The 23128-nt window shown below is 69.2% G+C and carries 26 protein-coding genes and 2 tRNA genes; 3 read left to right on the top strand and 25 right to left on the bottom strand.

What is annotated here, in order from left to right:
- Positions 1 to 2 precede the first annotated feature (2 nt).
- From mreC to ABT171_RS21130, 6 genes are all read right to left on the bottom strand, one after another.
- Complete coding sequence (gene mreC / locus ABT171_RS21155; RefSeq protein ID WP_351245959.1) at positions 3 to 941, bottom strand: rod shape-determining protein MreC; 939 nt, start codon at positions 939 to 941, stop codon at positions 3 to 5.
- Positions 942 to 1104: 163 nt separating this feature from the next.
- A complete protein-coding gene (locus ABT171_RS21150) occupies positions 1105 to 2124 on the bottom strand; it encodes a rod shape-determining protein (RefSeq protein ID WP_031158632.1) in 1020 nt (339 codons plus the stop codon).
- A 313-nt stretch (positions 2125 to 2437) separates the two neighbouring features.
- Positions 2438 to 2851 carry a nucleoside-diphosphate kinase gene (gene ndk / locus ABT171_RS21145; RefSeq protein WP_351245956.1) on the bottom strand — a complete coding sequence of 138 codons (414 nt, stop codon included), beginning with the start codon at positions 2849 to 2851 and terminating at the stop codon, positions 2438 to 2440.
- Between the two features lie 63 nt (positions 2852 to 2914).
- Positions 2915 to 3277: a DUF4233 domain-containing protein gene (locus tag ABT171_RS21140; protein ID WP_351245954.1), complete on the bottom strand. Its 363-nt coding sequence runs from the start codon at positions 3275 to 3277 to the stop codon at positions 2915 to 2917.
- A 9-nt stretch (positions 3278 to 3286) separates the two neighbouring features.
- The gene (folC, locus tag ABT171_RS21135; protein WP_351245952.1) at positions 3287 to 4801 is read right to left on the bottom strand and encodes a bifunctional tetrahydrofolate synthase/dihydrofolate synthase; all 1515 of its coding nucleotides are present in this window, start codon (positions 4799 to 4801) and stop codon (positions 3287 to 3289) included.
- A gap of 130 nt (positions 4802 to 4931) precedes the next feature.
- Positions 4932 to 7556 (bottom strand): valine--tRNA ligase, encoded by a 2625-nt coding sequence (locus ABT171_RS21130; RefSeq protein ID WP_351245950.1) that lies wholly within the window; start codon positions 7554 to 7556, stop codon positions 4932 to 4934.
- A 137-nt stretch (positions 7557 to 7693) separates the two neighbouring features.
- Between ABT171_RS21130 and ABT171_RS21125 the strand changes: the two genes are divergently transcribed.
- Entirely contained in the window at positions 7694 to 8665 is a 972-nt protein-coding gene (locus ABT171_RS21125) for a hypothetical protein (RefSeq protein ID WP_351245948.1), read from the top strand.
- Between the two features lie 67 nt (positions 8666 to 8732).
- Here ABT171_RS21125 and clpX read toward each other — a convergent pair whose 3' ends face one another.
- From clpX to ABT171_RS21100, 5 genes are all read right to left on the bottom strand, one after another.
- On the bottom strand, positions 8733 to 10019 hold the full coding sequence (gene clpX / locus ABT171_RS21120; RefSeq protein ID WP_023550749.1) for an ATP-dependent Clp protease ATP-binding subunit ClpX: 1287 nt from the start codon (positions 10017 to 10019) through the stop codon (positions 8733 to 8735).
- A gap of 171 nt (positions 10020 to 10190) precedes the next feature.
- Positions 10191 to 10856 carry an ATP-dependent Clp protease proteolytic subunit gene (locus ABT171_RS21115; protein ID WP_351245945.1) on the bottom strand — a complete coding sequence of 222 codons (666 nt, stop codon included), beginning with the start codon at positions 10854 to 10856 and terminating at the stop codon, positions 10191 to 10193.
- A 67-nt stretch (positions 10857 to 10923) separates the two neighbouring features.
- Entirely contained in the window at positions 10924 to 11529 is a 606-nt protein-coding gene (locus ABT171_RS21110) for an ATP-dependent Clp protease proteolytic subunit (protein ID WP_071384870.1), read from the bottom strand.
- A gap of 322 nt (positions 11530 to 11851) precedes the next feature.
- The gene (gene tig / locus ABT171_RS21105; RefSeq protein ID WP_351245943.1) at positions 11852 to 13222 is read right to left on the bottom strand and encodes a trigger factor; all 1371 of its coding nucleotides are present in this window, start codon (positions 13220 to 13222) and stop codon (positions 11852 to 11854) included.
- 190 nt (positions 13223 to 13412) lie between these two features.
- Positions 13413 to 13489 (bottom strand) — tRNA-Pro (locus tag ABT171_RS21100).
- A 160-nt stretch (positions 13490 to 13649) separates the two neighbouring features.
- Here ABT171_RS21100 and ABT171_RS21095 point away from each other — a divergent pair.
- A tRNA-Gly gene (locus tag ABT171_RS21095) sits at positions 13650 to 13720 on the top strand.
- 69 nt (positions 13721 to 13789) lie between these two features.
- Here ABT171_RS21095 and ABT171_RS21090 read toward each other — a convergent pair.
- The 13 genes from ABT171_RS21090 to ABT171_RS21030 all read right to left on the bottom strand — a co-directional run bounded on the left by ABT171_RS21090 (position 13790) and on the right by ABT171_RS21030 (position 21461).
- A complete protein-coding gene (locus ABT171_RS21090; RefSeq protein ID WP_351245941.1) occupies positions 13790 to 14959 on the bottom strand; it encodes a tyrosine-type recombinase/integrase in 1170 nt (389 codons plus the stop codon).
- Positions 14959 to 15162 (bottom strand): helix-turn-helix domain-containing protein, encoded by a 204-nt coding sequence (locus ABT171_RS21085; protein WP_351245939.1) that lies wholly within the window; start codon positions 15160 to 15162, stop codon positions 14959 to 14961. The genes ABT171_RS21090 and ABT171_RS21085 overlap by 1 nt, the downstream gene beginning before the upstream one ends.
- Positions 15155 to 16561 (bottom strand): replication initiator protein RepSA, encoded by a 1407-nt coding sequence (repSA, locus tag ABT171_RS21080; protein ID WP_351245937.1) that lies wholly within the window; start codon positions 16559 to 16561, stop codon positions 15155 to 15157. Before repSA ends, ABT171_RS21085 begins: the two co-directional genes overlap by 8 nt.
- On the bottom strand, positions 16558 to 17631 hold the full coding sequence (locus tag ABT171_RS21075; protein ID WP_351245935.1) for a DNA cytosine methyltransferase: 1074 nt from the start codon (positions 17629 to 17631) through the stop codon (positions 16558 to 16560). The genes repSA and ABT171_RS21075 overlap by 4 nt, the downstream gene beginning before the upstream one ends.
- Entirely contained in the window at positions 17628 to 17798 is a 171-nt protein-coding gene (locus ABT171_RS21070) for a hypothetical protein (RefSeq protein WP_351245933.1), read from the bottom strand. The genes ABT171_RS21075 and ABT171_RS21070 overlap by 4 nt, the downstream gene beginning before the upstream one ends.
- 5 nt (positions 17799 to 17803) lie before the next feature.
- A complete protein-coding gene (locus ABT171_RS21065; protein WP_351245931.1) occupies positions 17804 to 17986 on the bottom strand; it encodes a hypothetical protein in 183 nt (60 codons plus the stop codon).
- 91 nt (positions 17987 to 18077) lie between these two features.
- On the bottom strand, positions 18078 to 18392 hold the full coding sequence (locus ABT171_RS21060; protein ID WP_351245929.1) for a SpdD protein: 315 nt from the start codon (positions 18390 to 18392) through the stop codon (positions 18078 to 18080).
- Between the two features lie 14 nt (positions 18393 to 18406).
- Positions 18407 to 18589 (bottom strand): mobile element transfer protein, encoded by a 183-nt coding sequence (locus ABT171_RS21055; protein ID WP_351245927.1) that lies wholly within the window; start codon positions 18587 to 18589, stop codon positions 18407 to 18409.
- 19 nt (positions 18590 to 18608) lie between these two features.
- Positions 18609 to 19247 carry a DUF2637 domain-containing protein gene (locus ABT171_RS21050; protein ID WP_351245925.1) on the bottom strand — a complete coding sequence of 213 codons (639 nt, stop codon included), beginning with the start codon at positions 19245 to 19247 and terminating at the stop codon, positions 18609 to 18611.
- A gap of 73 nt (positions 19248 to 19320) precedes the next feature.
- On the bottom strand, positions 19321 to 19515 hold the full coding sequence (locus tag ABT171_RS21045) for a hypothetical protein (protein WP_503075904.1): 195 nt from the start codon (positions 19513 to 19515) through the stop codon (positions 19321 to 19323).
- Positions 19509 to 19715 carry a hypothetical protein gene (locus tag ABT171_RS21040; protein WP_351245921.1) on the bottom strand — a complete coding sequence of 69 codons (207 nt, stop codon included), beginning with the start codon at positions 19713 to 19715 and terminating at the stop codon, positions 19509 to 19511. Before ABT171_RS21040 ends, ABT171_RS21045 begins: the two co-directional genes overlap by 7 nt.
- An 82-nt stretch (positions 19716 to 19797) precedes the next feature.
- Complete coding sequence (locus ABT171_RS21035; protein ID WP_351245919.1) at positions 19798 to 21129, bottom strand: FtsK/SpoIIIE domain-containing protein; 1332 nt, start codon at positions 21127 to 21129, stop codon at positions 19798 to 19800.
- Between the two features lie 2 nt (positions 21130 to 21131).
- Positions 21132 to 21461: an SCO3933 family regulatory protein gene (locus ABT171_RS21030; RefSeq protein ID WP_351245917.1), complete on the bottom strand. Its 330-nt coding sequence runs from the start codon at positions 21459 to 21461 to the stop codon at positions 21132 to 21134.
- Positions 21462 to 21649: 188 nt separating this feature from the next.
- Between ABT171_RS21030 and ABT171_RS21025 the strand changes: the two genes are divergently transcribed.
- On the top strand, positions 21650 to 22408 hold the full coding sequence (locus tag ABT171_RS21025; RefSeq protein WP_351245915.1) for a GntR family transcriptional regulator: 759 nt from the start codon (positions 21650 to 21652) through the stop codon (positions 22406 to 22408).
- Here ABT171_RS21025 and ABT171_RS21020 read toward each other — a convergent pair whose 3' ends face one another.
- Positions 22409 to 23050 (bottom strand): nuclease-related domain-containing protein, encoded by a 642-nt coding sequence (locus tag ABT171_RS21020; protein ID WP_351245913.1) that lies wholly within the window; start codon positions 23048 to 23050, stop codon positions 22409 to 22411.
- Between the last annotated feature and the right edge of the window lie 78 nt (positions 23051 to 23128).

Raw genomic sequence — 23128 nt, 5'->3', positions numbered from 1 at the left:
TCCTACTGCTGCTGGTCGTTGGCGGTCGCGTCGGCGGACGGGTTGACGGTGACCGTCACCGTCGGCGTCGGAACCGGCTTGGGCTTGGCCGGCAGGACCTCGTCGCGCGGGTCCTTCTTCGGGGCCTGGACGACCACACCGACGATGTCGAGCTTGGTGAAGCCGACGTACGGGGTGACGTAGATGGTGCGGGTGAGGCCGCCGTTGGAGGGTTCGACGCGGGAGACCACGCCGACCGGCACGCCCGGCACGAACGGCCGGTCGGCCTCCGAGCCGAAGGTGACGAGCCGGTCGCCCTTCCTCACCTCCGCCTTGCCGTTGAGCAGTTCCACGCGCAGTGGGCGGTCGCCCTGCCCGGAGGCGAAGCCGAGTTCGTCGCTGCCCTCCATGCGGGTGCCGACGGTGAAGTCGGGGTCGTTGGCGAGCAGCACGGTGGAGGTGTCGGGGCCGACCGTGGTGACCCGGCCGACGAGCCCGTCGCCGTTGAGCACGGTCATGTCGCGCTTGATGCCGTCGTTGGCACCGGCGTCGATGGTGATGGTCCAGGAGAAGCCCTGCGCCGCTCCTATGGCGATGACCTGGGCGCCCTTGATGCCGTACTGGCCCTCGCCGGCGATCTTCAGCATCCTGTCGAGCTGGTTCAGGCGGCTGCGGTTGCGGTCGTCGCTGCCGAGCTTCGCCTTGAGGGCCGCGTTCTCCTTCTCCAGGGTGGCGAGCCGGTCGTGCCGGCTGCCGGAGTCCCGGATCGCCGAGACCGCGTTGCCGACCGGGTCGACCGCCGAGGACAGCCCGTTCTCGACCGGGCCGAACACCGCGGCCGCGGCCTGCCGGGCACCGTCGACCGGGGAGTTCCTGCCCCCGCGGATATCCACCGTGATCAGCGCGAATGCGATGGCAACCAGCAGGACCAGGAGCAGCCGGCTCTCTTTCGTGTCCCTCACGTGCGGCGGCCGTGCCCTTCCTCAATAGGAATTCGGGAGCCCCTTTGCGGGCGCGATACGCGAAACGCAAGCCCGAGGGGCCATTTGTGGGAGCTTATGCCTCTCATCAACGATCCGCCGCACGAGCGGAGAACGTCTCGTACGGCGGAATCGAAGTGTTATGTCATCTGCGCGGCTGGGCGTCCAGGACCTGCTGCAGCGCCTCGAACTCCTCGACGCACTTGCCGGAGCCGAGCGCGACGCTGTCCAGCGGGTCCTCGGCGATGTGGATCGGCATGCCGGTCTCCCGCCGCAGCCGCTCGTCGAGTCCGCGCAGCAGGGCTCCGCCGCCGGTCAGAACGATTCCTCGGTCCATGATGTCGCCGGACAGCTCCGGCGGGCACTTGTCGAGCGTCGTCTTGACCGCGTCCACGATCGCGTTGACCGGCTCCTCGATCGCCTTGCGGACCTCGGCGGCCGAGATCACGACCGTCTTCGGCAGCCCGGAGACCAGGTCCCGGCCGCGGACTTCGGTGTGCTCGTCGGCGTCGAGGTCGTACGCCGAACCGATCGTGATCTTGATCTGCTCGGCCGTGCGCTCACCCAGCAGAAGGCTGTACTCCTTCTTGATGTACTGGATGATCGCGTTGTCCAGTTCGTCGCCCGCGACCCGGATGGACTGCGCGGTGACGATGCCGCCGAGCGAGATGACCGCGACCTCCGTGGTGCCGCCGCCGATGTCCACCACCATGTTGCCGGTGGCCTCGTGGACCGGCAGACCGGAGCCGATGGCCGCGGCCATGGGCTCCTCGATGATGTGCACCTGGCGGGCACCGGCCTGGGAGGACGCCTCGATCACGGCGCGGCGCTCGACGCCCGTGATGCCCGAGGGCACACAGACGACGACCCGCGGACGGGCGAGGTAACGCCGCTTGTGGATCTTCAGGATGAAGTAGCGGAGCATCCGCTCGGTGATCTCGAAGTCGGCGATCACGCCGTCCTTCAGCGGGCGGACGGCCACGATGTTGCCCGGCGTCCGGCCGATCATCTTCTTCGCTTCGGCACCGACCGCGAGGATCCCACCCGTGTTGGTGTTGATCGCGACGACGGACGGCTCGTTGAGCACGATTCCACGACCCCTGACGTACACCAGCGTGTTGGCGGTCCCGAGGTCGACAGCCATGTCACGGCCGATGAACGACATTGAGTTCCCCATCCGGATTCATCTGGCCTTCCCGAGCTTTGAGGGCATGTCAGGACGGCGAGGCGGGTGCTGTGACGTGAAGGCTTCCATCGTAAACGCGCCTGCACGGACACTGCGCGAGGGTCTCCGCCATTGTCACCAGATGGCGGCCCGCCCCGCTTGTGGAGACGGTCCAACGGAGGCACGCGTTCCCCCGATCGGTAAGGCATATGCCAAGGGACGGCCGGAAATGTACGGCCGTCCCTGGCCGGGCGCCATCGGGCGGACCTGACGCGCCGTCAGAAAAATTACCGAAAACTCAGACAGCCGCAGTTCACGCCCGGCCGGGGAAGAAGATCTTCACCTCGCGCTCGGCGGACTCCTCGGAGTCCGAGGCGTGGATCAGGTTCTCGCGGACGATCACGCCGTAGTCGCCGCGGATGGAACCGGGCGCCGCGGCGATCGGGTCGGTCGGGCCGGCGAGCGCGCGCACGCCCTCGATGACCCGCTCGCCCTCGACGATCAGCGCGACGACCGGACCGGAGGACATGAACTCGACCAGCGGCTCGTAGAAGGGCTTGCCCTTGTGCTCGCCGTAGTGCTGCTCCAGGGTCTCCTGGTCCAGGGTGCGCAGCTCCAGCGCGGTGATCTGCCAGCCCGCCTTGCGCTCGATCCGGCTGATGATCTCGCCGGTCAGGCCTCGACGGACGGCGTCGGGCTTGAGGAGGACGAGGGTGCGCTGGCTCACGGGAGGACTCCTTTGACTGACGTCTGCGGTGGGACGAGGTTACAGGGCGTGTCGGGGCGCCCGTTACGCAGCGTCAGCTGTGGAGGAGCCGGACTCCGCCTGCGCGGCGAATCTGGCCTTCGCCTCGTCCACCTTTCTGCCGAAGTGCACCGACGCCCACCACAGCGCCGCGAACACCGCACCCATGAAATACATGGTCGGGACGAAGACACCGGAGGCGATCAGCGCGATCTGCAGGGCCCAGCCGAGGGCCACCCCGCCGGGCCGGGTCACCATGCCGCACAGCAGCACGCTCAGCAGCATGGCGATACCGCTGACCAGCCACACCGTGGACATGGACAGGCTCGGGTCCTTCATGGCGACGAGCCCCGCGAACCCGATGACGAAGAACTCGCCGATCAGCGTCGACGCACAGAGCGTACGCATCTACGATCCTCAGCCCTTCCCCAGCAGCAGCCGGGCCTCGCCGACGGTGATGACGGAACCGGTGACCAGCACGCCACCGCCGGAGAACTCGCCCTCCTCCTCGGCCAGCGTGATCGCGGCCTCCAGGGCGTCCGGCAGCCGCGGCTCGACCTGCACCCGCTCCTCGCCGAACACCTCGACCGCGATCGCGGCCAGCTCGTCCGCGTCCATGGCCCGCGGGGTGGAGTTCTGCGTGACGACGACCTCCGCGAAGATCGGCTCGAAGGCCTCCAGCAGACCCCGCACGTTCTTGTCGCCGCTCGCGCCCACGACACCGATCAGCCGGCTGAAGTCGAACGCCTCCTGGACGGCCTCGGCGGTGGCGCGGGCGCCCGCCGGGTTGTGCGCGGCGTCCAGCACGATCGTCGGGGACCGCCGTACGACCTCCAGGCGCCCCGGCGAGGACACCGCCGCGAAGGCCTTCCGCACGGTGTCGATGTCCAGCGGTTCCGCGCGCTGCGCGCCGACGCCGAAGAACGCCTCGACCGCGGCGAGCGCCACGGCGGCGTTGTGCGCCTGGTGGGCGCCGTGCAGCGGGAGATACACCTCGGTGTACTCGCCGCCGAGGCCGCGCAGCGTGAGCAGCTGCCCGCCGACCGCGATCTGCCGGTCGACGACCCCGAACTCCAGCCCCTCGCGGGCCACCGTGGCGTCCACCTCGACGGCCTTCTTCAGCAGCACCTGCGCCGCGTCCACCGGCTGCTGCGCCAGGATCACCGTGGCGTCCTGCTTGATGATGCCGCTCTTCTCACCGGCGATCTCGGCCGGCGTCCCGCCCAGGCGGTCGGTGTGGTCCAGGTCGATGGGGGTGATCACGGCGACGTCACCGTCGATGACGTTGGTCGCGTCCCAGGAGCCGCCCATGCCCACCTCCACGACGGCCACGTCGACCGGGGCGTCCGCGAACGCGGCGTACGCCATGCCGGTGAGGACCTCGAAGAAGGAGAGGCGGTACTCCTGCTGCCCGTCCACCATCTCGACGTACGGCTTGATGTCGCGGTAGGTCTCGATGAAGCGCTCGGCGGAGACAGGCGCGCCGTCCAGGCTGATCCGCTCGGTGACCGACTGCACGTGCGGGCTGGTGTAGCGGCCGGTGCGCAGCTCGAAGGCGCCGAGCAGGGCCTCGATCATGCGGGCGGTGGAGGTCTTGCCGTTGGTGCCCGTGATGTGGATCGAGGGGTACGAGCGCTGGGGCTCGCCGAGCACGTCCATCAGCGCGGAGATGCGGCTGACCGAGGGCTCCAGCTTGGTCTCGCCCCAACGGGAGGCCAGCTCCGCCTCCACCTCGCGCAGGGCCTTGTCGACCTCCGGGTCCTCCGGCCGCGCGGGCACGTCGGCGTACGGCTGCCCGCCCTGGGTGCGCAGGGTTCGGCTGCCGGCCTCGATCACCGCGAGGTCGGGGTCGCGGGTGGTCTCGGCTTCGATGATCTCGTCGAAGCTGTCGAGGGGGTCGGGGGTGTCGCTGGTGCCGGGGTGGTCGCTCACAGGGCCAGTCTACGGAGCGGCGGTGACAACGGGCCGGTTCGGGGTGGCTGCGCGCCATGGCCGGGTCCCCGAGGCCGGCAAGGCCCCCGGCGCGTCCCACGCACCGGGGGCCTCACCTCCGTACGAACCCTTACGCCGGCGGCAGCTTCTCCAGCTGGGCCGTGATGCGGGCGATGTCCTCCTCGGCCTTGGAGAGCCGCGTGCGGATCTTGTCCACCACGTTCTCCGGGGCCTTGGCCAGGAACGCCTCGTTGCCGAGCTTGGCCGTGGCCTGGGCCTTCTCCTTCTCGGCGGCGGCGAGGTCCTTGGCCAGGCGCTTGCGCTCGGCGGCCACGTCGATCGTGCCGGAGAGGTCGAGGGCGACCTCGGCGCCGGCGACGGGCAGGGTGGCCGTGGCCGTGAAGGACTCACCCTCCGGCTGGAGGCGGAGCAGCTGGCGGATGGCGGCCTCGTGCGGGGCGAGGGCCGTACCGTCGAGCGTCAGGCGGGCCGGGACGCGCTGACCCGGCTGCAGACCCTGGTCGGCGCGGAAGCGGCGGACCTCGGTGATGACCGACTGGAGGGCCTCGATCTCCTTCTCGGCCGCCCGGTCCCGGAAGCCGCTGTCCTTGGGCCACTCGGCGATGACGACCGACTCGCCGCCGGTGAGGGTCGTCCAGAGGGTCTCGGTGACGAACGGGACCACCGGGTGGAGGAGCCTGAGGGTGACGTCCAGGACCTCGCCGAGGACGCGCTTCGAGACCTCCGCCGGCTCGCCGCCCGCCATGAAGACCGTCTTGGACAGCTCGACGTACCAGTCGAAGACCTCGTCCCACGCGAAGTGGAAGAGGGTGTCCGACAGCTTGGCGAACTGGAAGTCGTCGTAGTGGGCGTCGACTTCGGCGACGACCGAGTTCAGGCGGGAGAGGATCCAGCGGTCCGTCGCCGACATCGCGGACGGGTCCGGCAGCGGGCCCTGAACCGTCGCGCCGTTCATCAGGGCGAAACGGGTGGCGTTCCAGATCTTGTTGGCGAAGTTGCGGGAGCCCTGGACCCAGTCCTCGCCGATCGGGACGTCGACGCCGGGGTTGGCGCCGCGGGCGAGGGTGAAGCGGAGGGCGTCGCTGCCGTACTTGTCCATCCAGTCAAGGGGGTTGACGGCGTTCCCGAAGGACTTCGACATCTTCTTGCCGAACTGGTCGCGGACCATGCCGTGCAGGGCGATGGTGTGGAACGGCGGGGTGCCGTCCATCGCGTACAGGCCGAACATCATCATCCGGGCGACCCAGAAGAAGAGGATGTCGTAGCCGGTGACCAGGACGGAGTTCGGGTAGAACTTCGCGAGCGACTCGGTCTGTTCCGGCCAGCCGAGCGTCGAGAACGGCCACAGGCCGGAGGAGAACCAGGTGTCGAGGACGTCGGTGTCCTGGTGCCAGCCCTCACCGGTGGGAGCCTCGTCGTCGGGCCCGACGCACACGACTTCCCCGTTGGGGCCGTACCAGACCGGGATCCGGTGACCCCACCACAGCTGGCGCGAGATGCACCAGTCGTGGAGGTTGTCGACCCAGTCGAAGTACCGCTTCTCCATCTCCTGCGGATGGATCTTGACCTTGCCGTCGCGGACGGCGTCGCCGGCCGCCTTCGCCAGCGGGCCGACCTTGACCCACCACTGCATCGACAGGCGCGGCTCGATGGTGGTCTTGCAGCGCGAGCAGTGGCCGACGGAGTGGACGTACGGCCGCTTCTCGGCGACGATCCGGCCCTCGGCGCGCAGCGCGGCGACGATCGCCGAGCGGGCCTCCAGGCGGTCCATGCCCTGGAAGGGGCCGTGGACGGTGATGACGGCGTGCTCGTCCATCACGGTGATGGAGGGCAGGCCGTGCCGCTGGCCGATCTCGAAGTCGTTCGGGTCGTGGGCCGGGGTGACCTTGACGGCGCCGGTGCCGAACTCGGGGTCGACGTGGGTGTCCGCGACGACCGGGATGGAGCGGTCGGTCAGCGGGAGCCTGATGAGCTTGCCGACGAGGTGCTTGTAGCGCTCGTCGTCGGGGTGGACGGCGACGGCGGTGTCACCGAGCATGGTCTCGGCACGGGTGGTGGCGACGACGACCGCCTCGTCGCCCTCGCCGTACTTCAGCGAGACCAGCTCGCCGTCGTCGTCCTGGTACTCGACCTCGATGTCCGAGATGGCCGTCAGACAGCGCGGGCACCAGTTGATGATGCGCTCGGCGCGGTAGATCAGCTCGTCGTCGTAGAGGCGCTTGAAGATGGTCTGGACGGCCTGGGAGAGCCCCTCGTCCATGGTGAACCGCTCACGCGACCAGGCGACGCCGTCACCGAGGCGGCGCATCTGTCCGCTGATCTGCCCGCCGGACTCGGCCTTCCACTGCCAGACGCGCTCGACGAAGGCCTCGCGGCCGAGATCGTGCCGGGACTTGCCCTCCTTGCCCAGCTCGCGCTCGACGACGTTCTGCGTGGCGATACCGGCGTGGTCCATGCCCGGCTGCCACAGCGTCTCGTAGCCCTGCATGCGCTTACGGCGGGTCAGCGCGTCGATGAGGGTGTGCTCGAAGGCGTGGCCCAGGTGCAGGCTGCCCGTGACGTTCGGCGGCGGGATGACGATCGTGTACGGCGGCTTGTCGCTCTTCTCGTCCGCCTCGAAGTAACCGCGCTCTACCCAGCGCTCGTACAGCGGCCCCTCTACATCGGCCGGCGCGTACTGGGTCGGCAGTTCGGGGTCGGGCGCGGGTGGCTGCTGCTGAGCGTTCTCGGTCACGGGGGTCAGTTTAGAGGTGTCACGGGGTGGTCCCGAAACGCGTTTGTTCTGTAACGGTGCGGCCCCCGGTGCCATGCGCTTCCCGGGCCTGGGACAGGATGTTCGGAACGCATAAGGATCTGGAGGGGAACCCAGAGATGAGCAACAACCAGCCGGGCCCGTACGGCGGGCCGCCCCAGCAGCCGGGTCCGTACGGCCAGCCGGGGCAGCCTGGACCGTACGGCCAGCCGGGGCCGTACGGCCAGCAGCCGCAGGCTCCGCAGCCTGGCTACGGCTACCCCCAGCAGGCGCCGCCGGTCCCGCCGCAGCCCGGGTACGGCTACCCGCAGCAGGGCATGCCGCCGCAGCCGAACCCGTACGGCCAGCAGCCGGGGCCCTACGGCCAGCAGCCCTACGGCGTGCCGCAGCCGCCGCAGGCCGGTGGGGGCAAGAAGAAGACGGGCGTGATCATCGGCGCGGTGGCCGTGGTGGCGGCCGTGGCGGTGGGGGCGTACTTCCTCTTCAGCGGGAACGGCGGCGGTGTGACGGACGACGGGCCGCACAAGCTGACGGCGCCGGCCACGGTGATCAACGGCACGTACACGAAGGACGCGAACTCGTCCGGTGAGAAGGTCAGCTCGTCCGACCTGAAGGACTTCGAGAAGGCCGGCGTCAAGAACCCCCAGGGCGTCAGCGGTACGTACAAGAGCGGCACAGGGCTCACCGCGAACGGGTTCACCTTCAGCGGTGTCTACGGCACCATCGACGATCCCGCAGCGGTCCTCGACGCCGTCTTCGCCAAGGCCAAGGCGGAGTCGGAGAAGGACCAGAGCGACTCCGACGTGAAGGGCAAGCTCATCGGCAGCCCCGAGACGGTCACCCCGTCCGGCTTCTCCAACGGCATCATGAAGTGCCAGGTGATCCAGCTCGACAACACCAGCCCGTCGGCGTCGTCCAGCAAGGCGGCGAAGACGATCAAGGCGCCGGTCTGCATCTGGGCGGACCACAGCACGATCGCCCGGGTCACGAGGTTCAGCGTTGCCATGCTCGCCTCCGGTGACGGCGGCACGATCAACGACACGGCGGACTTGGCGGCCAAGCTCCGCAACGACGTGCGTGTCCCGGCCTGACGCGCTCCCCTGAGCGGCGAAGGGGCCCCGGTCTGCCGACCGGGGCCCCTTTCCGCTGTCCTGTGCGTTACGCCGACTTCTGCTCCCCCGACCCCCGCCCCCGCGCGTCCCGTGGGATCAGCGTCGGGTTGACGTTGGAGAGGACCACGTCGGCGGTGATGACCACGCGGGCCACGTCCTTGCGGGAGGGGACCTCGTACATCACGCCCTGGAGGACTTCCTCCATGATGGCGCGGAGGCCTCGGGCGCCGGTCTGGCGGAGGATGGCCTGGTCGGCGATGGCTTCGAGGGCCTCGCGTTCGAAGTCCAGCTCCACGCCGTCGAGTTCGAAGAGGCGCTCGTACTGCTTGACGAGCGCGTTGCGGGGCTCCACCAGGATCTTGAGCAGGGCCTCGCGGTCCAGGTTGTGGACCGAGGTGATCACCGGGAGGCGGCCGATGAACTCGGGGATCATGCCGAACTTGACCAGGTCCTCCGGCATGACGTCCTCGAAGACGTCCTTCGCCTCCAGCTCGCGCTTGGAGAGGATCGTCGCGCCGAAGCCGATGCCCTTGGCACCCGCGCGGGCCTCGATGATCTTCTCCAGACCGGCGAAGGCACCGCCCACGATGAACAGGACGTTCGTCGTGTCGATCTGGATGAACTCCTGGTGGGGGTGCTTGCGGCCGCCCTGGGGCGGGACCGACGCCGTGGTGCCTTCGAGGATCTTGAGCAGGGCCTGCTGGACGCCCTCGCCCGAGACGTCGCGGGTGATCGACGGGTTCTCGCTCTTGCGCGCCACCTTGTCGATCTCGTCGATGTAGATGATCCCGGTCTCGGCCTTCTTGACGTCGTAGTCCGCCGCCTGGATCAGTTTCAGGAGGATGTTCTCGACGTCCTCGCCGACGTAGCCCGCCTCCGTGAGCGCCGTCGCGTCGGCGATCGCGAAGGGCACGTTCAGCATGCGTGCCAGGGTCTGCGCGAGGAGGGTCTTGCCGGAGCCCGTGGGGCCCAGCAGGAGGATGTTGGACTTCGCGAGCTCGATGGCGTCGTCACGGCCGCTCGGGCCGCCGTTCTCGCCCGCCTGGACCCGCTTGTAGTGGTTGTACACCGCGACGGAGAGAGCTTTCTTCGCCGCTTCCTGGCCGACTACGTAGCCCTCCAGGAACTCGTAGATCTCGCGGGGCTTCGGGAGCTCCTCCCAGCGCACCTCGCTCGTCTCGGCGAGCTCCTCCTCGATGATCTCGTTGCAGAGATCGATGCACTCGTCGCAGATGTACACACCGGGCCCTGCGATGAGCTTCTTGACCTGCTTCTGGCTCTTGCCGCAGAACGAGCACTTGAGCAGATCGCCGCCGTCACCGATGCGTGCCACGGTGTGCTTCCCCTTCGCCTGGGAGACGACTGGACGCTTTCGAATCCAGCGGCTCCTGGTGCTGCCTTATGTCCGACGGTACCTTGCCGGGCCCGGTGTTCGGGCCCCCCTTGGCAGGGTTCACTTTGACGTGCACCGTGCCAAGAGGGGCAAAGAGCGTGCCGCTCCGCGTCAGCGGACCGCGGCGTTGTTCAGCTTGCGGGTGGAGATGATCTGGTCGACGAGGCCGTACTCCAGCGCCTCCTCGGCCGTGAGGATCTTGTCGCGCTCGATGTCCTCGCGGATCTTCTCGATCGGCTGGTTCGAGTGCTTGGCCAGCATGTCCTCCAGCTGCTCACGCATCCGGGTGAACTCGTTGGCGATGATCTCCAGGTCGGAGAGCTGGCCGCGGCCGGTGGAGCCGGCCGGCTGGTGGATCAGCACGCGCGAGTTCGGCAGCGCCATGCGCTTGCCGGGCGTACCGGCGGCGAGCAGGATGGCCGCGGCGGAGGCCGCCTGGCCCATGCAGACCGTCTGGATGTCGGGCTTCACGAACTGCATCGTGTCGTAGATCGCCGTCAGGGCGGTCATGTCGCCGCCAGGGCTGTTGATGTAGATCGAGATGTCCCGGTCCGGGTCCATCGACTCCAGGCACAGCAGCTGTGCCATGACGTCGTTGGCGGAGGCGTCGTCGATCTGGACGCCCAGGAAGATCACGCGCTCCTCGAAGAGCTTCGCGTACGGGTCGTACTCGCGGATGCCCTGGGAGGTGCGCTCGACGAAGCGCGGGATGACGTAGCGGCTTTCGGGGCGGGGCCCTTCGTACCTGCCGCTGGCGGCGCCGGGGAAGTTGCTCATGGGGTTCACCGTCCTGGTGGCGTTCTGGGGGCTGGGGTGGTGGCGGTGCGTGGCGTGGCCGGGCCGGTCAGGCACCGGTGCCGCCGCCTCCCGGAACACCCGAGGCGTTCGTGATGATCTCGTCAATGAGACCGTACTCCTTGGCCTCTTCCGGGGTGAACCAGCGGTCGCGGTCGGCGTCGCGGAGGATCGTCTCGACCGACTGGCCGGAGTGCCGCGCGGTCAGCTCGGTCATGGTCTTCTTGGTGCGCAGCAGGTACTGGGCCTGGATCTTGATGTCCGAGACCGTACCGCCCAGGCCCGCGGAGCCCTGGTGCATCATGATGTCCGTGTGCGGCAGGGAGAACCGCTTGCCGGCGGTGCCGCCCGTGAGCAGGAACTGGCCCATCGAGGCCGCCATGCCCATGCCGATCGTGACCACGTCGTTCGGGATGTACTGCATGGTGTCGTAGATCGCCATGCCGGCCGTCACCGAGCCGCCGGGGCTGTTGATGTAGAGGTAGATGTCCTTGTCAGGATCGGCGGCGAGGAGCAGCAGCTGCGCGGTGATCTTGTTGGCGATGTCGTCGTCGACCTGCTGGCCGAGGAAGATGATCCGCTCGCCGAGCAGCCGGTTGTAGACCTGGTCGCCGAGGCCACCACCGATGGAAGGCTCGCCGGCGGCGGAGGGCATCAGATTCGTCACGTATCCACCTGCTCGTCTTACGACGGCGCCGGGCCGTCTCATTGTTCTGCCTTTCATGGACCCTAACGCGAGGGTCCCTTCGGCGAATCCCGGAGATGGGGGTGTTCGCCGGGGGCGTAGCGGCTCCGCCGGGCACCGGGAGCCTGCTCGCGGTGGCGCGTGCGGTGCGTGGGCGGCTGCGGGGAGTCCGTGGTCGCTCGCGCAGTTCCCCGCGCCCCTTCAGGCCGGCTGCCACCCCGCATACGGCAAACGGGCCCCGGGGTGGTCCCCAGGGCCCGTTGTACGCGCCTCAGCGGCGCCGCAGGGCTGCTCAGCCCTCGGTGTTCTCCTCGGAGGTCTCCGACGCCTCGGCGGCCTCGGTCTCCTCCTCCTCGTCGTCCAGGTCGACGATCTCGCCGTTGGTGTCCTTCACCGTGGCGGCCTCGACCACGACGGCCAGGGCCTTGCCGCGGGCGACCTCGCCGACCAGGAGCGGCACCTGGCCGCCCTCGACGACGGCCTGGGCGAACTGGTCGGGGGACATGCCGGAGGAGGCCGCACGCCGCATGAGGTGCTCGGTGAGCTCCTCCTGGTTGACGTTGAGGTTCTCCTTCTTGACCAGCTCGTCGAGGACGAACTGGGTCTTGATGCCCTTGACCGCGGCCTCGCGGGTCTCGGTGTCGAACTCCTCGGCGGTCTTGCCCTGGATCTCCAGGTACTTGTCGAGGGTGAGGCCCATCTGGCCGAGCTGGTGGTGCTCCAGGTTGTGCTTGCGGGTGTTGATCTCGTCCTCAAGCAGCTTCTCGGGGACCGGGACCTCGACCAGCTCCAGGAGCTTCTCCAGGACGCGCTCCTGCGCCTGGGTGGCCTGGTCGAACTGCTTCATGTTCGCGAGGCGCTTGCGGCTGTCGGCCTTGAGCTCGTCCAGGGTGTCGAACTCGGAGGCGAGCTGCGCGAAGTCGTCGTCCAGCTCGGGCAGTTCACGGGCGGCGACCTGGGTGACCTTGACGGTGACCTCGGCCTCCTTGCCCGCGGCGGAGCCGCCCTTCAGCTCGGAGGTGAAGGTGGCCTCCTCGCCGGCGGACAGGCCCTTGACGGCGTCGTCGATGCCGTCCAGCAGCTCGCCGGAGCCGATGGTGTAGGAGACGCCGTTGGCGATGCCGTCCTCCAGCACCTCGCCGTCGACCTTGGCCTCCAGGTCGATGGTGACGACGTCGCCGTCCTCGGCGGCGCGCTCGACCGGGGAGGTGGAGGCGAAGCGCTCGCGCAGCTGCTCGACCGACTTCTCGACGTCCTCGTCGGTGACCTCGACGGCGTCGACCTCGACCTCGATCCCGGAGTAGTCCGGGATCTCCAGGGCCGGGCGGACGTCGACCTCGGCGGTGAAGTTCAGCGTCTCGCCGTCCTTCAGCTCGGTGATGTCGACGTCGGGCTGGCCCAGCGGGCTCAGCTCGGCCTCGTTGACCGCTTCGGTGTAGAACTTCGGCAGCGCGTCGTTGACGGCCTCCTCCAGCACCGCACCGCGGCCGAACCGCTGGTCGATGACGCGGGCCGGGATCTTGCCCTTGCGGAAGCCCTTCACCGTGACCTGCTGGTTGATCTTCTTGTACGCCGCGTCGAGGCTGTCCTTGAGCTCCTCGAAGGGCACCTCGACAGTGAGCCGAACCCGGGTCGGGTTCAGGGTCTCCACGGCGCTCTTCACGGTTCGGTCTCCTTGTGGCTGACTTCTTGGGTTCTGCCGGAGCCAGACTGGTCCGGCGGATTCGCCGCCCGGAGGAGTACGTAGGCCGTGAGGGCCGGGTCACACGGGCGCGCAGCTTGCATAGTAACCGCAGCGGGTCAGCGCCCCAAAAGGCGATCATCACGGCGCCGTGAGCAGATGCGTGGGCAGGTGGTCGGGGTGGCGGGATTTGAACCCACGGCCTTCCGCTCCCAAAGCGGACGCGCTACCAAGCTGCGCCACACCCCGTCTGGTGCGACACGTAGGGTACATGCCCGGGACGATTACGTCGGCCGGATTCCCGGAGACGGCGCGCGCGACGGCTCCGGAACCAACTCGTTGGCCTCGGCGGCGGGCGACCCGCTACGATGCCTCCAGTGCTGCGGTCACGGACCTGCGGCGCACTGTTGCGGGCGTAGCTCAATGGTAGAGCCCTAGTCTTCCAAACTAGCTACGCGGGTTCGATTCCCGTCGCCCGCTCTGTACGACTCAGGGCCAGGTCAGAGGATCAATCCTCCGCTTGGCCCTGATCGTTTCCGGGGGTCCGGATCAGTCCGCCGTGTCCCCCGCGTGCCCCTCCGGTTTTCGATCTTGCTTCTTCTTCGCCTCCTGCTTCGTCTTACGACCCTTGCTGACAAGGTTGCTCACAGCGTCGGCGATCAGCCGGTCACGGCCGGCGCTGGCGTGCTGGTAGATCAGCGCGGCGCGGGCGGTGCTGTGGCCCATGCGCGTCATCAGCTCCCGCGTGCTCGCTCCGGTGGAAGCGGCGAGGGTGTTGCCGGTGTGCCGAAGATCATGGAAGTGCAGGCCCTTGATCCCGGCATCGTCGCAGGCCTTGTGCCACAGCCGGTTGAAGTGGTTCCGGCGCGGAGTCGCACCCTTGGCCCCGACGAAGACACGACCGTCCGCCCCCGTTTCGGCGTACCGCTTCAGGTGATCGCGGACATCCGGGATGATCGCGGCCGGGATGGACACCGTGCGCTTGCCCGCAGCGCTCTTGGGCGCCTTGATCTCACGCTGCCCGTTGAACAGCTCAGCGACAGCACGACGGACGCGTACGGTGCCCTGGTCGAGGTCGATGTCCCGGCGGTGCAGGCCAATGAGCTCACCCCAGCGCAGGCCCAGGAAGCCGGCCATGAGCACGAGAGCGCGGTAACGCGGCTGGATCGCGTCAGCGAGGTCGTAGACCTCCTGCACGGTCGCGGTGGGCCGCTCAGGAGTGTGTACGACGCTGGCACCCTTGATCGTGCACGGGTTGCGCCTGATCATCTGGTCTGCGACGGCCGTCCCCATGATCGCGCGCAGCAGGGCGTACGCCTTGGCGACGGTCGTGGGGCCAGTGCCGGCAGCGAGCTTGTCAGCGCGCCAGCGTCGCACCAGCGGAGGCGAGATCTCGGCGACGTTGACGGCACCGAAGGCCGGTTCGAGATGGTGTCGCAGCAACGAGCCGTAGAGCTGGCGCGTGGTCGCGGTCAGCTCCCGTTCCTTGATCCAGGCAGCGGCGTACTCGCCGAACCGCACCTTTCCGGCGTCCGGGTCGTGCCAGTCGCCGCGCCGCATCTCGGTCTGCTTGTCGGCAAGCCAGTCGTCCGCGTCCTTCTTCGTGCGGAAGGTTTCCGGAGCAGGTCGGAGAAGTCCGTCAGGGCCGACGTAGCGCGCCTGGTAGCGGCCGGACGGGAGCTTGCGGACGCGGCCGAACTGTCGACGCTTACCAGCCATCAGGCAGCCTTCCCCAGGTTGGACCGACGAGGCTGCACCGTGTTGGCATCGATGAATTCTCGTACGGCGCTCTCGGGGATGCGCACGTGCCGGCCCACCTTCACGTAGGTGATCCGCCGCTCTTCGATCAAGCGCCGAGGAAAGCGCACGGTGGTGCCGAGCACTTCGGCCACCTGGTCAACGCTGAGGTACCGCTCATTCATGGTTGTGCGCTCCTTCCGAGGCGAGCAGGGCGGGTAGTTCCTCGCGGGCGATCTCGCGCTTGTGCTGGATGTCGCGGCGGATGTTGGCGGCGAGCCAGGACTCACCGGGGGTGTGGCCGTGGCCGGCGTAGGTCCAGTGGGCGAGGGTGAGCGTGGTTGCCTCCGTCTCGTCGCCGAGATCGGGCAAGCCCAGAGCGGCGCGCTGTTGGGCCGCGCGGTAGTCGGCGCGGACCTGGCGGAGGGCGCCCAGGGTGGTGGAGTAGCGGCGAGACTTGGTGGAGAAGTGGCCCCGGAAGCCGAGCATGTGAGCCCAGTCCCGGAGCTTCCGGTCCGGGTAGAGGGCGTGCAGGTCGAGGCACGCGGCGATGAGCCGGGCGGGGTGGTCGGGCACGCCGAGCAGCGCGAGGGCCTCTTTGTTGCCGATACGGCGATCCACAGTGCCGGTGGTCTCGGCTGCCTTGGTGGCGTACTTGGCTACGTAGGAGGCCACGGCCTGTTCGGTGATCTCCTCGCCGTCACCGAAGGCGCGGATCGGGCGCACGTCGAGCTGCTCGCCCCATGTGAGGGTGCGAGCCGGTTGGTCGCCGGCCGGGTCGATGTGGACCGCCAAACGTTCCGGGTCGGCTGCGGCGCGGATGGCGTCGGTGAGGAGGTCGAGGGTGGCCCAGGCTGGCGGCGGGCTGTCGGGTCCGTCGGGGCCGTCGAAGCGGATCACGGCATGGAAGTGGACGGCACCGCGCTTCTGGTACTCGGCGACCTTGCCGAAGGAGACGCGGGACTGTTCGCGAGCAGCCTTCTGCGTGAGTCCAGCCCGGCGGGCGATCTCGCGGCGCAGGTAGATCGTGAAGTAACGCCACAGGTCGGAGGCGTGGTTGTTCCACAGCACGGCGCCCGCGTAGTCGTAGGTGTCCGGGTCGAGCGGGGTGCCGAGTTCGGGAGCGTCCTCCGCGTGACGGGTGCCGCAGCGGCAGGGCCCGTTACCGGGCCGGTTGTGGACCGGGCCGAACGACGGCGCGGTGAGGGTGGCGAAGACGCGGGGGTGATCTCGGATGGTGTGCGGGGTGCCCTTGTCGGGGTCGCCGACGAGTCCGGCGCGGATGAGGTGGTAGGTGTCGCCCGCGTAGGTCCAGGCGCAGGACGGGCAGCGGGAGGCGCGGCGGTTTCCGCAGGCCAGGCGGAGCCGTCCGCCGGGTTCGCTGTCCGTGGAGTAGGAGTGCAGGACCTGCCCGGTGGCGCGGTCGCGGGTGACGGTGGCCCCGGTCAGGTGGATCGGGTCGGAGCAGCCGCCGGTGCGGCGGAGCTGTTCTTGAAGGCGGTCGAAGCCGGTGGACCCGGCCAGCCTCAGCACGTCGGCGAGGGTGGTCGGGTCCAGGCCCGCCATGGTGGCGGTGTCGGTCACGCGGCCACCTCCAGCGCGGTCGGGGCCAGGGAGCCCAGGACGGCGGTGGCAAGGGGTGCCGGGACGGCGTTGCCGATCTGCTCGAACTGTTTGGTGCGGGAGCCGGCCCACGGGTAGTCGGCACGGAAGCCCTGGAGGACAGCGGCCTCTTCGACAGCGAGACGGCGAATCGGGGTGCCCTCGGAGTCGATCCAGGAGACGTCGTTGAGAGCCTTGCCGAACAGGAGGGTCGGAGCGGGCTGGTCGAGGCGCCGGCGGGTCGCCGCCGGGCGGTTGCCGACCTTGAGCAACCAGGAGCGAGCGCGCCCGGTGACCGCCCAGGACGGGCCGGTGGTCGGGAAGCGGCTGCCACCGGTGGTGTGGTTCCCGCGAGTGATGACGACGCCGGGCGGGCAGCCCAGGACATCGAGCATGGTCCGCCACGGCGGAAGGCCGTCGCCGAAGAGGTCGGCAGGGCTGCCCCCATCGGCGTGGGTCGGCTCCGGGGGCAGCGCCGGGCGGATGCGGGAGGCGACCAGGAAGGCCCGTCGGCGGGTCTGAGGGAGGCCGAAGTCGGCAGCGTTGAGGATGCCGGTCCACGTCGAGTAGCCGACGCCAGCCAGCAGATGCGCGGTGTGTTCGAACAGCGGGAGTACCGCGGGGACTTCTTCCAGGGCGATCCAGTCCGGGTGCAGGTCGAGGGCGTAGCGGAGCGGTTCGACGACGAGCAGGGAGCGCGGGTCGGTGCAGGCGGTCCGCAGTCGTTCGCGGGTGTCGTGTCCGCAGGCGAGGTCGTCCAAGGCCTGGTGGCACAGGGGAAGGTCGTCGTTACCGGCGCGCAGGCCGGCGGCGCTGAACGTCTGGCAGGGCGGGGAGCCAATCAGCCCGGACGCCTTCCCGCGGAGTGGTGCGGTGGGGTAGGTGGCGACGTCGGCGCGGATCGTGGTGTGTCCTGCGGCGGCGCGGGTGGCGCAGACGGCCGGGTCGATCTCGATGCCGATGTCCCGAAGGCCGAGGGCGCGCAGACCCTCCGACCAGCCGCCGGGGCCGGCGAAGAGGTCGAGGACGCGGGACCGGTGCGCGGTGGTCACTTCTCGCCCTCCTTCGGGGTGTGGGCGTCGATCCATGCCTCCGCGCACACCTTGTGGACGGGCTTGCCACGGTCGGAGCGCAGCGGGGTGGGCTTGGTGCAGATCACGCAGGGCTTGTCGCCGGTGGGGTCGTAGTGCTTGGACGAGCGCCAGTCGAGGAGGGCCACGACGGTCACCTCCCGGCCGTGACGAGGGCGGGGGCAGAGGCGGTGTGGCCGGTGCCTTTGCACGTCGGGCAGGAGACGCGGAGCGTGGCGCGGGTGCCGTCGCGGTGGCGGGTGCCGGTGGTGATGTGGACGGTGGCGAAGCCGTCGCAGTCGCGGCAGACGGGCGTGTTCTGGGCGCGCTGAGGCATGATGGGGCTTCCCTTTCGGGTCCGTTGGATCAGGAAGGTGGGAAGGCACCGGGGCGGCGGTTCTTTGGCGAGAGAGCCGCCCCGGGGCCGGTCAGCGGTGCTTGTGCATGTCCTTGACGAGCGAGCGCAGGACGACGGCGGTCACGGCGACGGAGACGCCGGTGATGGCGACCGCCAGCAGCAGCGAGACCAGGACCGCGCCGACGACGAGGACCACGGCGGTGCCGCCACCGACGAGGGCGATCGCGGTACCGGGGGTGAGCTGCACCATCGGACGGTTCGAGGCCGGGGCCGCCGGCGCGACCGAGGCAGGGGCCTGTACGGCGGGCGCCTGAACGGCGGTCTCGGGCTGGAGGACGGTCGGGGGCGGGGCGGTGTCCGGGGTCGGGTATTTCGGGGTGAACACGGGCGGGTCTCCTCTCAGGCGCAGCGGTGGGTGCGGGCGGCGAGTTCGGCGGCGGAGCGGTCGTTGTGCTCGGTGGAGAAGCCGCACTTCGGGGCGGTGCAGGCGGCGGCGTGCTTGGTCTGGCCACGGCCGTTGTTGAAGGTGGCGACCTGGACGGGCCCGATGCGGATCACGTCGTAGAAGCGGTTCGGGCGCACGGTTGAACCTCCTTGGGTGTCAGGCGAGTTGAGCGACGATCGCGCCGGCGAGCTCTTCGGGGACGCCGAGGCGGGCGCGCAGGGTGGCGGTGTCGATGTCGGTTCCGGTACGGGTGCGGTGGTCGGCGGCGACCTTGCGGGCGTGGTCGACCAGGGCCGGAGGAACCGATGGGGCCGGAGCCGACGACTGCTGCGGCAGAGCGGGCGTGGGCTCCGGAGTGGTGACGGGCTCACGCTCGACTTCCGGCGCGGGAGCGGTCGGTTCGGGCGCCAGCGGGACCGGCGTCGCGTTGCTGGCCGGAGTCGGGGCATGGGCGAGCAGAGTGCCGCCGAGGAAGGCGAGGGCGGGCCACCCGGCGACGCCGAGCCGGAGCAGCGCGGGCGGGTGGGCCAGGTCGAGGAAGCCGGCGGTGGCGACGTTAGCGCCGAGTGAGGCGACCAGGGCGACCAGGAACCAGCACCAGGCCAGCCGGGTGCGGTGGGCGCGCAGCCGTCGCCAGGCGGCAACGAGGAGCAGGTCAACGGAGACCGGGTAGGCCCAGGCCTTCCAGCCGGACTGTCCGGCGGCGGCGGCCAGGTCATGCAGGTGGGCGAAGGACAGCGCTCCGGCGATCACAGCCTGGATGAGCACGGCGTCGGGGCGGATCGAGCGGGTCACGGGCTTCACCTCCTTAGAGGAGTTGGGCCGGGAGGGGGCGGGGATCGGGTCGCCCGCCCCAGACCCGACGGGTTCAGTCGGCGGGGGCGTCGCCGGAGCCGAGGCAGTTCAGGCACAGGCCCGTCTGTTCGCCGACTGTTCGACGCTTGCGGCCGACGCGGACCGTGCGGGAGACCTCACCGGTGCCGTGACAGACCGAGCACTTCGCCGGTTCCGGCACGGCGGGCTTGCGACGGGTGGTGGTCTTCCGGGCGGCCGTGATCACCAGCCCTCACCGGGGTACTCGGGCCCCTCGTTGGGGTCGAAGCCGGGCGGCAGAAGGCCGGGCGGCGGCTCCGGCAGCGACGCGGCCAGGGCAGGGCCCACGGCGTCGATGAACTCCGGGTCGGCGCCGGGGATGTGGGCGTACACGGTCAGGGCCAGGAGCAGGGATAAGGTGCGGTGGAAGTCGTCGCAGGGCTCGCACATGGCGGTGGTTCTCCCCTCTTCAGGCATGGCGGGGGTAGGGACTTGGCACGAAGCGGTCGCGCCGACCGGTGAGCGGGTGGGGTTACGTGGTGACGGGCTGAGCCGGCCCGGTCTCCACCGCCGAACCGATCTGGGCGACGGGCCGGAACGGGGCCAGGAACGGCAGCTCCGGTGTCAGGTCGGCGAAGTCGCGGCAGACGGCCGTCGCCTCGTCGGGGGTGATCCCGGGAGTGCGGATGCGGGACCAGCGGCCCGAGGAGTCGCCGGCGACCGCGATGCCGGGGCGGTCCGGCCGGATCGTGGTGACCGCAGCCACCGCGTCCGGGGCGATGTCGCCCAAGCCCATCTCGGCGGTCTGCTTGTCGTTGACCCGGTGCACGACCCGGCCGGTGAGCTGAGCCCGCAGGGCGGTGGCGCCCTTGCCGAGGTCGGAGCCGAAACGCTGCCCGCAGACCTCCAGGTAGATCCCGACCGCGCGGGCCATCTGGCCGAGGCGGACCAGTTGCATGACGGTGTGGTCGCGGGCCGGTTCCTCCTTCTTGGAGGTCACCCAGAACAGTTCGGCCACCTCGTCGATCAGGACGACCAGCGGGACCGGCCGCTCCTTCTCCGGCAGGTCCCACATGTCCGAGACCCCGTAGAGGGCGAGCAGATCGAAGCGGTCTTCCATCTCGCCGACCAGGGCGTCGATCAGGTGGCCGGCGGTCTGCGGGTCGGTGGCCAGGGCCGACAGGCGGGGCGCGTACCGGTTGTGCTCCACCCCGCGCTTGCAGTCGATCCCGACCAGGCCGACCGGCAGACGAGCCAGACCGGTGATCAGGTTGCGCTGATACATCGACTTGCCAGACTGGTTGGCGCCCAGGGTCAGAGCCATGGGGACCTTGCGGTAGTCCCGCTCATAGACCGTGCCGTCCTCGCGTAACGCGACCGGGACGACCAGGTCATGAGGGCGGGCCCTGCGCGGCAGACGGACCCGCCGGAGCACGTCATACCCCGTCATCCGCAGCTCCACGAACCCCGGCTTGGTCTCCAGCACGGACACCGACTGCACCCCGAAGGCGTGCCGAAGACGCTCGGACGAAGCCGCGATGTCCGCCGGTTCCAGCCCGGCCGGAAGCCGCAGCGTGATCCGCAACCCGGTCGACGTCGGCGAGACACGGCGGACCTTCGGCGGCACCCGCCGCACCTCCCGGCGAGCCACGTTCCGGGTCACGAACGCCCGCAGGCGGGACGGCTGCACCGTCAGCCCGCACACGTCCATCGTGGAGCCGTAGTTCCAGGTGAACCGACCCCAGGTGAGCGGCATACCGACCAGCGACCAGTACACGCGCGGGGCGCGGACCCTCGCATACCCGAGGCCGCCGGCGCCGGCCGCGACGCCTCCCACCTCGAACCAGGTGGCCAGGTCGGCCATGATCAGGCTCCGAGCGGCGTGATCGCGACCGCGCGGAACGAGATGCCGTGCCGCTTCTGGCCGTTGAACTCGTTCTCCCAGTCACGAGCCTTCAGCCCGGTCACGGCCACCGGGGTGCCCGGCGTGAGTCCCTCGGGGACCCCGGTCTCCGGAACGGTCACCTGGTAGAGGTTCCCCTCCCCCTCGTCCGAGACCAGCAGGCCCACGGTCGACAGGCTCCGATTCTCCTGGTCCACGGCCCGCTCACCGGTCTTCTTGTTGACCAGCTTCGGTTCCGGCGCGGTCGCCACGAACACCACGGCGGTCGACAGATCGATCTTGAACGACGGCATGGCAGTTCCCTCTGCTCGTGAGGCCGCCCCCAATGAGCAACCTCTCTAGAGATGACTCAATAGAACGGCAGATCTCTAGAGATGTCAACACGTCTCTAGAGATGTTTGGGGGTCGCCACTATGGCCAGCCGCGATGTGAGGGGGTAGATACAACCCCTAAGCTGTCTAGAGAAGAGAGGAGGGATCACATGGCCACCCAGGGCAGCGAGCGCCAGCCGAAGTACCAGCGCATTGCCGACGAGCTACGGGAAGCGATTCAGGCCGGCGAGTACGGCCCCGGTGATCGGCTACCAGGAGAGAACGACCTCATGGCCACGTACGGCGTGGCCCGCATGACCGCGCGCCAGGCGCTCGGCGTGCTCCAGAACGAGGGTCTGGCGGAGTCTCGCAAGGGTGCCGGCGTGTTCGTACGCGCCTTCAAGCCGCTCCGGCGGCGTGGTATTCAGCGGCTGTCCCGTGATCAATGGGGTTCAGGACGTTCCATCTGGTCAGCGGACATCGAGGACCGCACGCTAGTGGTCGACCAGGTACGCGTCTTCGAAGAGGCTTCACCCGAACGGATTAGTCAGGTCCTGGGCATGGAGCCCGGCGCGCCCGCCTGCATCCGCAGCCGCCGGTTCGTACTGGATGACAAACCCGTCCTGCTGTCCACGTCGTACCTGCCTGCGGACCTGGTAGCGGGTTCGGCGATCACCCAGGAGGACACCGGCCCCGGCGGCACCTACGCCCGTCTCGCCGAGCTTGGGTACAAGCCCGTCCACTTCCGCGAAGAGATCCGCTCTCGGATGCCGTCGCAGGAGGAGGCCAGCCGGCTCCAGCTCTCCATGGGCACTCCCGTGATTCTCATCTGCCGCACGGCGTTCGCCGACGAGGGCCGGCCCGTCGAGGTGAACGAGATGATCCTCGACTCCGCCGCGTACGTGCTGGAATACGACTTCGACGCCTGATCAGCCGACCCAGGTACGCGCGTCGCGCGCCACGCTGTAGATGCGCGCTACCTGATCGGACGTGAGTACGGGCGAGAGGCCCGAGAGCACCCGGTCGAGGTGCTTCACATCCAGGACGAGCACCGGCGGGTTCGCGTTCTTGACCGTGAGCTTCGCTGCGTGCACCACCGAGATCACGGGACGGACAGGAACGTCGACCCCGCAGCGGCGAGACAGGGCGCGGGACACGCGGCGTGCTTCGGACTGACTCACTGCGATGTGGCGCTGCGCAACCCCGTTCACCGTGATAGCCATGTCGCCGTACCAGACGGACTTCCCGCGGTGACGCTTGGAGTTGATGGAGAAGACGCCGGCGGGGCCGATGGCTAGGTGATCGATGTCAGCACCGCTGGCCCACTGGATGGCATGAAGGGTGAACCAGCCGTGGCCCCGAAGGCTCCTCAGTCTCCGACCAGTTACACGCTCGCCAATGAGACCGTCCGACCAGCTACGAATCTCCGACCCCGAAGACCAGCGTCCGATCAGTCGCAGCAGTGGGTTCGGCTGTAACTCACGGATCTTGCGGCTCACCGCGTCGCCCGGCCGGTTCCTCGCTAAGTCGTCTAACAGCGGCTGCACCTTGCCCCCTTGTGTGCCGTTCACTGCCAGACCACCACGGAGGCTCAACCGCTCCAAGACCCGTATCAGCCATGAGCTGTTACAGGTTTCTCTACCTCATCA

The sequence above is a fragment of the Streptomyces sp. NPDC001851 genome, assembly GCF_040297165.1.
Taxonomy (GTDB): Bacteria; Actinomycetota; Actinomycetes; order Streptomycetales; family Streptomycetaceae; genus Streptomyces.
Note: the sequence above shows the minus strand (reverse complement) of the source record. Positions and strands in the feature narration are given on the sequence as shown.